Origin of the sequence: Quadrisphaera sp. INWT6 (assembly GCF_015390235.1) — a bacterium.
GTDB lineage: Bacteria > Actinomycetota > Actinomycetes > Actinomycetales > Quadrisphaeraceae > Quadrisphaera.
In genome coordinates, this window is the sequence record NZ_VUOH01000001.1 from 33,753 (window position 1) to 44,313 (window position 10,561).

5 protein-coding genes and 1 rRNA gene are annotated in these 10,561 nt (G+C 72.9%); 4 read left to right on the forward strand and 2 right to left on the reverse strand.

Going from position 1 to position 10,561, the window contains the following annotated elements; all coding sequences use genetic code 11:
- Positions 1–192 precede the first annotated feature (192 nt).
- Positions 193–3,801, forward strand: a complete 3,609-nt coding sequence (locus tag F1641_RS00125) for an ABC transporter ATP-binding protein (RefSeq protein WP_206690346.1) — start codon at positions 193–195, stop codon at positions 3,799–3,801.
- A gap of 136 nt (positions 3,802–3,937) precedes the next feature.
- Here F1641_RS00125 and serC read toward each other — a convergent pair whose 3' ends face one another.
- Positions 3,938–5,098 carry a phosphoserine transaminase gene (gene serC, locus F1641_RS00130; protein ID WP_309225280.1) on the reverse strand — a complete coding sequence of 387 codons (1,161 nt, stop codon included), beginning with the start codon at positions 5,096–5,098 and terminating at the stop codon, positions 3,938–3,940.
- 20 nt (positions 5,099–5,118) lie between these two features.
- Here serC and pdxH point away from each other — a divergent pair, with 20 nt between their 5' ends.
- A complete protein-coding gene (gene pdxH, locus F1641_RS00135) occupies positions 5,119–5,913 on the forward strand; it encodes a pyridoxamine 5'-phosphate oxidase (RefSeq protein WP_309225281.1) in 795 nt (264 codons plus the stop codon).
- 42 nt (positions 5,914–5,955) lie between these two features.
- Here pdxH and F1641_RS00140 read toward each other — a convergent pair whose 3' ends face one another.
- On the reverse strand, positions 5,956–6,714 hold the full coding sequence (locus F1641_RS00140; protein WP_194902501.1) for a PIG-L deacetylase family protein: 759 nt from the start codon (positions 6,712–6,714) through the stop codon (positions 5,956–5,958).
- A 287-nt stretch (positions 6,715–7,001) separates the two neighbouring features.
- Here F1641_RS00140 and F1641_RS00145 point away from each other — a divergent pair, with 287 nt between their 5' ends.
- Positions 7,002–8,303, forward strand: coding sequence for an MFS transporter (locus tag F1641_RS00145; RefSeq protein WP_194902502.1), 1,302 nt, complete (start codon positions 7,002–7,004; stop codon positions 8,301–8,303).
- Between the two features lie 451 nt (positions 8,304–8,754).
- Positions 8,755–10,267 (forward strand): 16S ribosomal RNA (locus tag F1641_RS00150).
- The last annotated feature ends 294 nt before the right edge of the window (positions 10,268–10,561 follow it).

Genomic DNA, 10,561 nt, shown 5'->3' on the forward strand with positions numbered 1-10,561 from the left:
GCCGTGAGCATGGCCTTCCGGAGCACCTCCGGGCCGTGATCATGGGATTCCGGAACAGTGCCGCCGGCACCTGTTCGGGAGGTCCATGACCACGGCGGAAAAGGAGGGGCGGGCTGTCGCAGGCCGGTTGTAGCGTCACACCGGCGCGTCCGCCGGGGCCGTCTCCCGATCCGCGACCCCAGGAGGTCTCCCGTGCGCGAGCACGCGCCGCTGACGTGGCGACGGCTGTCCGGCCGCGGCAGCACCGCCGCCCTGGCGCTCGCGGTGGTCGCCGCCGTCGCCGAGACCATCGGCACGGTGGTCGCCGGGCGCCTGGCCGACGGTCCCAGCACGGGAGCGGTCACCCTCCTCGCGGTGCTGCTCGTCGGCTCGGCGGTGCTCGACATGGTCGGCCGCACCGGCTTCTCCACGGTCGTCGGGCGCGCCGAGGGCGTGCTGCGCTCGGACCTGCTCGACGCCGCCCTCCGCCAGCCGCTCACCGAGCTGGAGTCCCAGGGCGTCGGCGAGCTGCTCGACAGGGTCGACGACGACACCCGCCAGCTCGCCCAGCTGGTCCGCCAGACCGGCTGGCAGATGGGCCGCGCGGTGCTGCGCTCCGTGCTCGCCTGGGTGGTGGCCGGCCTGACCTTCTGGCCGGCGTGGATCGCCTTCCCGCTGGTCGCGGGCGTGGCCTACCTCTGGGTGCGCAAGCTGACCCCGGTGGTGGCCGCCCGCAAGACCGAGGAGGAGCTCGCGTGGTCGGAGTCCGCCACGCAGCTGGAGGAGTCCGTCGCCGGCCGCGACGACGTCCGCACCTCGCTCGGGCAGGCCCACGTGCTGGCGCAGTTCTCCGAGCGCTCCGCGGAGGTGCTGCGCCGCTGCGCGCTCACCTGCCGCGCCGCCACCACCGTGGGCCTGCGCACCGGCCTGGTGCTGCACGCCCTCCTCGCCGCGCTGGCGCTCGCCGGGGTGTGGCTCGTCACCGGCGGTGAGCTGGGCCTGCCGCTCCTCATCACCCAGTGGCTGCTCGTCACCACCTTCGTGGGGCGCCTGGGCGAGGTCGCCAACCACCTGCCGGAGGTGCAGGAGGGCCTCGGCGCGCTGACCCGCATCCGCTCCCTGGTGGCCGCTGAGCGCGAGCCGTCCGACGGCGCCCCCGTGCCCGCGCCCAGCGGTGACCCGGTGCGCGACGGCGTCGAGGTCGCCGGTCTGCGCTTCACCTACGGAGAGGGCTTCACCCTCGCCATCGACTCCCTGGTGGTGCCCGCCGGCACCTCCTGCGCGGTGGTCGGGCGCAGCGGCGCCGGCAAGTCGACCTTCGCCAAGCTGCTGTCCCGCGCCGTCGAGCCGCCGCCGGGCACGGTGCTGGTCTCCGGGCAGGACGTGCTCTCCACCGAGCTGGCCTCGCTGCGCCGCGCCGTCGGCGTGGTCACCCAGCGCACCGAGGTGCTCAGCGCCACCCTCGAGGAGAACATCACCCTCTTCGCACCGGTCCCGCGCGAGCGGGTGGAGCGCGCCCTGGCCGACCTCGGCATCGCCGAGTGGGTCGCCTCCCTGCCCGACGGCCTCGACACCCGCCTCGGCGCCTCCGGGGCGGCGCTGAGCGCGGGGGAGGAGCAGCTCGTCGCCTTCGCGCGCCTCCTCGTGCGCGACGTGCGCGTCGTCGTCCTCGACGAGGCCACCGCCCGCATGGACCCGCAGACCGAGCTGCTGGTGACCCGCGCGTCCCAGCGCCTCCTCACCGGGCGCACCGGCGTGGTCATCGCCCACCGCCTGTCCACCACCCGCTGGTGCGACGCGGTCGCCGTCCTCGACGCCGGCCGCCTGGTGCAGCACGGGCCGCGCGCCGCGCTGGCCACGACGCTCGGGCCCTTCCGCGACCTCCTGGTGGCCTCCGGCGCCGACCGCCCCGCGCCCGGTGGGCCCGGGACGACGACGGCGGCGTCCTCGCGCGGCGGGGGTCCTGCGCGCACGTCTGCTCCGGCCGAGCCCTCCGCCACCGGTCCGGGCAGCGCGCCGGCGGCGGTCGGCGTGCGGGAGGCCACCGCCACGGCGTCGTCGGCGTCCTCGGCGCTGGTGACCCGGCGCGAGCGGCGCGACCCGCGCCCGGCGCCCCCGGCACCGCGGCCGAGCCTGGCGCGGTCCGTGGCCAAGCTGCTCGTGGTGCACCCCCGGTGGGGCCTCGTCGGGACGTTCGCCTTCCTCGCGGTCACCCTGCTCGGCGCCTACGGCGCGCTCACCGGCTGGGCGTGGGGCCAGCTGGTGGAGTCCCTCGACGCGGAGGGTGGCGGGCCGCCCTGGGGGCTCGCCGCGCTCGTGGCCACCTGCCTGATGCTCACCCCCGTGGGCATCGCGCTCGCCTTCCGCGTCTACCCGATGTGGTGGTCGGCGGCCACGCTGCGCCTGCGGCTGGCCGTGCTGCGCGGCCAGACCGAGCAGCGGCGCCTGCGCCGCACGCCCCCGGGCGAGGTGGCGGCCCGCGCCCTCGACAGCGACCGCCTGGTCATCTACGTCGACCGGTGGGTCGACGTCTTCATCGGCGCCGCGGCGGTGCTGGCCACCGGCCTATTCAACGCGAGCGCCACGGCTTCCCTCGTGGCCGGCGGGGTGCTGGCGCTGTCGGCGCTGACCGCCGCGGTCGGTGCGCCCGCCGCCGGCCGCGCCGGCCGCGCGGCCGGTGACGAGCGCGCCCGGTTCGGCAAGGAGCTGGTCAGCACCCTCGAGGCGGTCCGCACCGTGAAGCTGGCCGCCGCGGTCGGCGCCGTGCAGGGGCACCTGCAGGCCGTCGACGCGCGCCGCGTCGAGGCCAGCGTGCGCGAGCAGCGCATCCGCAGCCTCCTCGAGGGCGTGCCGGGCGTGCTGGTGCAGGTCGGCGTCGTCACCGCCTGGGTGCTCTTCCTCACCGGCACCTGGGGCCTGGGCACCGCGCTCGCGGTCTCGACGGCGGTCGCCGGCTTCGGCTGGTTCGGCATCGTCGCGGGGGCGGCGGTCGTCGAGATGCCCATCGCCCGCACCTGGCTGCGCGCGGCCAGCGAGCTGTCGGGCCGCGCCGACCTCGTGGCCCTGCCCCCCTCGGTCGACCTGGTCTCCGGCGCGGCCCCCGCTCCGGTGCCCGCGGGCCGCGTGCCCCTGCAGCGCCTGCGGCTCGACGGGGTCACGGCCGTGCACGACGACGGCACCGTCGGCGTGCGCGACGTCTCCCTCGACGTCGAGGCGGGCTCGCTGGTGCTGCTGGTCGGGCGCGTCGGCTCGGGCAAGTCGAGCCTGCTGTCGTCGCTGGTCGGTCTGGTCGACCACGAGGGCGCCATCCGCTGGAACGACACCGAGGTCGGCGACCCGCAGCTCTTCCTCCGGCCCGGCCAGGTCGCGCACGTGGCGCAGGTCCCGCGGGTGCTGTCGGGCACCTTCACCGACAACGTCACCCTCGGCCACGGCTCGCGGGGCTCCAGCACGCTCGGCAGCGCCCTCAGCGACGCCCGCCTCGACCGGGACGTCCGCGAGGCCGGCGGCACGGGTGCGCTCGTGGGCCACCGCGGGGTCCGCCTCTCGGGCGGGCAGGTCCAGCGCCTCGCCCTGGCCCGCGCGCTGGCCACCGAGGCCGAGCTCGTCGTCGCCGACGACGTCTCCTCAGCCCTCGACGCCCGCACCGAGCTCGAGCTCTGGTCGGCGCTGCGGGAGCGGGGGGCCACGGTGGTCGGCTGCAGCGCCAAGCGGAGCGCGCTGGCGCTGGCCGACGTCGTCGTCGTGCTGGAGGACGGCGAGGTCGCGGCGACCGGCCCCTGGTCGGAGCTCTCCGAGGAGTGGGGCCACCTCGCCGGCTGACCCCCACCCCCGGAACCGCAACCGAGCGCCCGGCTGCGGTTTCGGGGGCTTTCCGGACCGCAAGCAGGCGCCCGGCTGCGGTTCCGGGGGCCTTCCGAAGCGCAGCCGGGCGCTCGGCTGCGAAGAAGGGGAGGGGTCAGGAGAGGGCGGACACCACGTGGTCGACGCACGCCGTCAGCGCGGAGACGTCGTGCGGGTCGACGGCGGGGAACATGCCCACGCGCAGCTGGTTGCCCCCGAGCCCCCGGTAGGGCTCGACGTCGACGACCCCGTTCGCCCGCAGCACCGTGCGCACCGCGGCCGCGTCGACCGACGGGTCCAGGTCGATGGTCCCCACCACGGGGGAGCGCAGCGACCTGTCGCGCACCGCGGGCCGCGCGTACTGGCTGGCCTCGGCCCACTCGTACAGCCGCGACGCCGACTCCGCCGACCGCGCGGCCGCCCAGGCCAGGCCCCCGCGGTCGAGCATCCACTCCACCTGCTCGGCCAGCATCAGCAGCGTGGCGACGGCGGGGGTGTTGACCGTCTGCTCGCGCCGGCTCTCCGCGAGCGCCGCCAGCAGGTCGAGCGAGCCGGGCACCCACCGCCCGGGCTGCAGCTCCTCCGCGCGCGCCACCGCCGCGGGGGAGAGCAGCGCCAGCCACAGCCCGCCGTCGGACCCGAAGGACTTCTGCGGCGCGAAGTAGTACGCGTCGGCCTGGGCGACGTCGACGCCCACCCCGCCGGCGGCCGAGGTCGCGTCGACGAGCACCAGCGCGCCGTCGTCCACCCCCTGCGGGCGCACCACCGGCAGCACGACGCCCGTGGACGTCTCGTTGTGCGGCCAGGCGTACGCGTCGACACCGGGCTCCGCACCGGGGGAGGGAGCGCTGAACGGCTCCGCGCGCCGGACGTCGGGTGTCGCCAGGAACGTCGCCGCTGCGGTCGCCTTCGCGAACTTGTCGCTGAACGCCCCCAGCACCAGGTGCTGCGCGCGCTCGCGGACCAGGCAGGTGGTGGCGACGTCCCAGAAGGCGGTGGAGCCGCCGTTGCCGAGGACCACCTCGTAGCCGTCGGGCAGGGAGAACAGGTCGCCCATCCCCGCCCGGACCCGCGCGACCAGCGACCGCACGGGCAGCTGCCGGTGCGACGTGCCGAGCACGGAGCGCCCGGCGCCGGCGATCGCAGCGACCTGGTCGTCGCGGACCTTGGACGGCCCGGAGCCGAAGCGCCCGTCCTTGGGCAGCAGCGACTGCGGGATCGAGGGGGTCTGCGCCCCGGAGACGTTCACCGGGGCGGACAGGTCGCGCGCGCTCACGGTCGTGCATCCTCGCCCATGTGAGCGCCTCCTCGGACCGCCCCGCCCACGACCACCTCGCCGACGACCCCGCCGACGACCTCGCCGACGACCCCGCCGCCGACCGGGCAGACCTCGACGCGATGCACGACCTGCGCGTCGACTACCGCCTCGCCGACGCCGAGGGCGGCCTCGACGCGGCCGACCTGGCGCCCTCGCCGCTGGAGCAGTTCCGGCGCTGGTGGGCCGAGGTGGCGGGTGACGACGCCGCGGCGGGAGCCCCCCGCGTGGTCGAGCCCAACGCCGTCGTCCTCGCCACCGCCGACGCCGACGGCCTGCCCGACGCGCGCACGGTCCTCCTGAAGGACGTCGACGCCCGCGGCTTCGTCATCTACACCAACCTGCGGTCGGCCAAGGCCCAGCAGCTGGCGGCCGTGCCGCACGCGGCCCTCGTGCTGCCGTGGCACGCGGTGCAGCGCCAGGTGCGGGTGCGCGGCGCCGTGGAGCAGGTCTCCCGCGCCGAGAGCGCCGCCTACTTCGCCACCCGGCCCCGCGGCTCCCAGCTCGGGGCCCACGCCTCGGCCCAGAGCCGCCCGGTGGCCGGTCGCGCCGAGCTGCAGCGGGCGCTCGACGAGGCCGCGGCGCGCTGGCCCGAGGGCGTCGAGGTGCCGCTGCCTGACCACTGGGGCGGCTACCTGGTGCGCCCGGTCGAGCTGGAGCTGTGGGTGGGCCGCCCCTCGCGGCTGCACGACCGCCTCGCCTACGTCTCCGCGACCGGCGGGCCGGCTCCGCTCGACGACCCGGCCGCCTGGCGCGTGGAGCGCCGCCAGCCCTGAGCCGGCCCTGGGCCAGCGGGAGCCGCCCGCTCGGGCAGCGCCTCAGCTGCCGAGCGCGAGCTCCACGGCGAGCACGGCGCGGCCCGGCCACCCGGGCTCGTCACGGCGCACGACCTGCCGGTAGACGTCCTCGGCCTGCTGGCGGACCGGGACCTCGGGGTCGAGCGCGCGGAAGTACTCCACGTGCAGGGCCAGCGCGGCGATCCCGGCCTCCACCGTGTCGGTGATGTCGACGACGTGCGTCGGGGAGGTGCTGTTCGCGACGACGACGCGGCGCACCCCGTCCCAGGGGGCGAAGCCCTCGTGACCGAGCTCGGGGAAGATCCAACGGTTGGCGGCGTCGGCGACGGCGTCGAGCACGGTGCGCCCGAGCGCGCGGTGGTCGGGGGTGTTCCAGGTCCCGGGGCCCCACGTGTCGTGGTGGTTGATGGTGACCACGAGGTGCGGCCGGTGCTGGCGGACGGCGCGCGCGACGTCGCGGCGCAGGTCGACGCCCTCGGTGAGCCGCCCGTCGCGGTGCCGCAGGAACTCCACGACGTCGACGCCGACCGCCTCAGCGCTCGCCAGCTCCTCGCGCTCGCGCAGCGGCCCCGCCTGGGCCGGGGCGACGGTGTCGATGCCGGCCTCGCCCGAGGTGGCCATGACGTAGACGACCTGCTTGCCCTCCGCCGTCCAGCGGGCCACGGCGGCGGCGGTGCCGTACTCGGCGTCGTCCGGGTGCGCCACCACGACGAGCACGCGGTCGCCGTCCTCGGGGAGTGCGGGCAGGGGTGCTGCGGTGCTCGGGGCGGCGTCGCTCACGCCGCCATCGTGGCAGCACGAAAACCCCTCGACGACGGCGCGAGCTGGACGTAGCGTGGAGCCACACGGGAGAGGAGGTGGTCCGAGAAGTGGTTGATCTTCGGACGCGTGAGGTGACTGCCCGCTAGCCGTTCGGCAGCGTGAGCCACCCGGACGGCCTGCGAAGACCAGGCAGTCACCGGAGCCCGCGGGAGTCGCGCCCTCGTCCAGCGCGACGCCCCCTCCAGGTCGGAGGGGAGCCCGCGGGCTCTTCCACGCCCGGCGGACGACGGGCGCACCATGGGGTGGTGCCCCGCCTGCTCCTCGACGTGGCCCCGCTGCGCACCTCCCCGGCCTACCGGCGCCTGTGGGTGGGGCTGACCCTCGCCGGGGTCGGCAGCCAGCTCGGCGTCACCGCGGTCGCGCTCCAGGTCTACGACGAGACCCGCTCGTCCTTCGCCGTCGGGCTCGTGGGGCTGGTGTCCTTCGTCCCCCTGGTGGTGCTGGGCCTGTACGGCGGCGCGCTCGTCGACGCCTTCGACCGCCGGCGCGTGACCCTCCTGTCCGCCGCGGCCCTCTTCGCCGTGTCCGTCCTCATCGCCCTCCAGGCGTGGCTCGACGTCGGATCCGTGGTGCTGCTGCTCGTGCTCGTCGCCCTGCAGAGCGCCGCCTTCGCGGTCAACTCCCCGGCGAGGACGGCCGTCATCCCGATGCTCGTGAGGCCCGAGCAGCTCCCGGCCGCCAACGCGCTGGGCACCCTGTCGATGAACCTCGGCGTGACGGTCGGCCCGGTGCTCGGGGGAGTGCTCGTCGGCGCCGTCGGGTTCGGGCCCGCCTACACGATCGACGTCGTCACCCTGCTGGTCGCGCTCGTCACCGTCGCCAGCCTCCCGCCCCTGCCGCCGCTGGGCGGCGCGCGCCGCGCGGGGCTGGCCAGCGTGCTGGAGGGGCTGAGCCTCCTGCGGGGCTGGCGCAACGTGCGGATGACCTTCCTCCTCGACATCTGCGCGATGGTGCTCAGCCAGCCGCGCGCGCTCTTCCCCGCGGTGGGGGCCGTCCTCATCGGGGGAGGGGCGACGACGGCGGGGGTGCTGGCCTCCTCCGTGGCGGTGGGCTCCGTGCTGGCGAGCCTGCTGTCCGGCCCGCTCAGCGCGGTGCACCGTCACGGCGTCGCGATCGTGGTGTCGATCCTCGTCTGGGGAGCCGCGGTGTCGGCCTTCGGACTGGTGCTCCTGGCCGCCTCGCCGGGGGAGCAGCACGTCGGGTCGGTCACGAGCACGGCCGTCCCCTGGGGCCACTGGCCCCTCTGGGCGGCCTGCGGGGCGCTCGCGGTCGCGGGCGCAGCGGACGCGGTGAGCTCGGTCTTCCGGCAGACGGTGCTGCAGTCCGCAGCCCCCGACCACGCACGGGGCCGGCTCCAGGGCGTCTTCATCGTGGTGGTGGCCGGTGGCCCCCGTCTCGGGGACCTGGTGGCCGGCACCGACGCGGACCTGCTCGGTGAGCCCCTGGCCGCGGTGCTGGGCGGGGTCCTCTGCGTGCTCGCCGTGCTCCTGCTGGCGCGCTGGCAGCGGGCGTTCTGGCGCTACGACGCACGGCATCCCGTGCCCTGACGGTGGGTGACGGAGCCGTCCGGGGCTGTGAGCAGGGGTTTTGGTGTCCAGGTGGGGTTGGGGTAATGTTCCATCTCGCTTCCGGGGGTGAAAACGCCTCAGGGTCTTGACCCTGGTCCAGGTCGTAGTTACTGTCGGAAAGTTGCCTGGTAGCGGATCGGGTGCGGAAGCACCGGATCGGATCGGGTAGGATGGAGACATCCCGCTGAACCGGCCGAAAGGCCCAGTAAGTGGTGTGTGTTCGTTTCTTGAGAACTCAACAGCGTGCCGAATGTCGATGCCATTGCTGGTTGAACCAGCGGTTGGCTCGATGAGATTTTGACTGATGTCAGTTGTTGATGTCAGCGGATTCATTCGGGTCAGCATCTTTCTCCGCTCTCACCGGTTTCGGTGGGGGTCGGCTTATGCTGTCGGTTTCTCGCCTTCGGGTGGGTTGCTGGTGGCTAACGCATCAACGGAGAGTTTGATCCTGGCTCAGGACGAACGCTGGCGGCGTGCTTAACACATGCAAGTCGAGCGGTGAACCCTTCGGGGGGATCAGCGGCGAACGGGTGAGTAACACGTGAGCAACCTGCCCCTGACTCTGGGATAGCCTCGGGAAACCGGGATTAATACCGGATATGACACCTCCTCGCATGGGGTGGTGTGGAAAGTTTTTCGGTCAGGGATGGGCTCGCGGCCTATCAGCTTGTTGGTGGGGTGATGGCCTACCAAGGCGACGACGGGTAGCCGGCCTGAGAGGGTGACCGGCCACACTGGGACTGAGACACGGCCCAGACTCCTACGGGAGGCAGCAGTGGGGAATATTGCGCAATGGGCGAAAGCCTGACGCAGCGACGCCGCGTGAGGGATGAAGGCCTTCGGGTTGTAAACCTCTTTCAGCAGGGAAGAAGCGCAAGTGACGGTACCTGCAGAAGAAGCACCGGCTAACTACGTGCCAGCAGCCGCGGTAATACGTAGGGTGCAAGCGTTGTCCGGAATTATTGGGCGTAAAGAGCTCGTAGGCGGTTTGTCGCGTCTGCTGTGAAAACGCGGGGCTCAACTCCGCGCCTGCAGTGGGTACGGGCAGACTAGAGTGCAGTAGGGGAGACTGGAATTCCTGGTGTAGCGGTGGAATGCGCAGATATCAGGAGGAACACCGGTGGCGAAGGCGGGTCTCTGGGCTGTAACTGACGCTGAGGAGCGAAAGCGTGGGTAGCGAACAGGATTAGATACCCTGGTAGTCCACGCCGTAAACGTTGGGCGCTAGGTGTGGGCCTCATTCCACGAGGTCCGTGCCGCAGCTAACGCATTAAGCGCCCCGCCTGGGGAGTACGGCCGCAAGGCTAAAACTCAAAGGAATTGACGGGGCCCCGCACAAGCGGCGGAGCATGCGGATTAATTCGATGCAACGCGAAGAACCTTACCAAGGCTTGACATGCAGGGTAATCCGGCAGAGATGTCGGGTCCGCAAGGGATCCTGCACAGGTGGTGCATGGTTGTCGTCAGCTCGTGTCGTGAGATGTTGGGTTAAGTCCCGCAACGAGCGCAACCCTCGTCCTATGTTGCCAGCACGTCATGGTGGGGACTCATAGGAGACTGCCGGGGTCAACTCGGAGGAAGGTGGGGATGACGTCAAATCATCATGCCCCTTATGTCTTGGGCTTCACGCATGCTACAATGGCCAGTACAAAGGGCTGCGAGACCGTGAGGTGGAGCGAATCCCAAAAAGCTGGTCTCAGTTCGGATCGGGGTCTGCAACTCGACCCCGTGAAGTCGGAGTCGCTAGTAATCGCAGATCAGCAACGCTGCGGTGAATACGTTCCCGGGGCTTGTACACACCGCCCGTCACGTCACGAAAGTTGGTAACACCCGAAGCCGGTGGCCTAACCCTTGGGAGGGAGCCGTCGAAGGTGGGACTGGCGATTGGGACGAAGTCGTAACAAGGTAGCCGTACCGGAAGGTGCGGCTGGATCACCTCCTTTCTAAGGAGCATCTGGTCATCTGCACAGGCTCATCACCTCCTTCGTGGGGTGGGGGCGCGGGTGGCTCAGGCCCATGCTGCGGGCGAACGCCCCGCAGGTGGAGCTCACGGGTGGAACATCGACATGGCTTCATGAGCTCGCGCTCACTCAGTACGCCGGCACTCCTGTTCCTGGGTCTTCTCGGGGACGCATCCCGCAAGGGGTGACCTGTTCGCAGGTGGTGTGGTGGTGGGAACGGTGGGTGTGGGGGAGTGGGGCTGGGCACGCTGTTGGGTCCTGAGGGAACGAACCTCG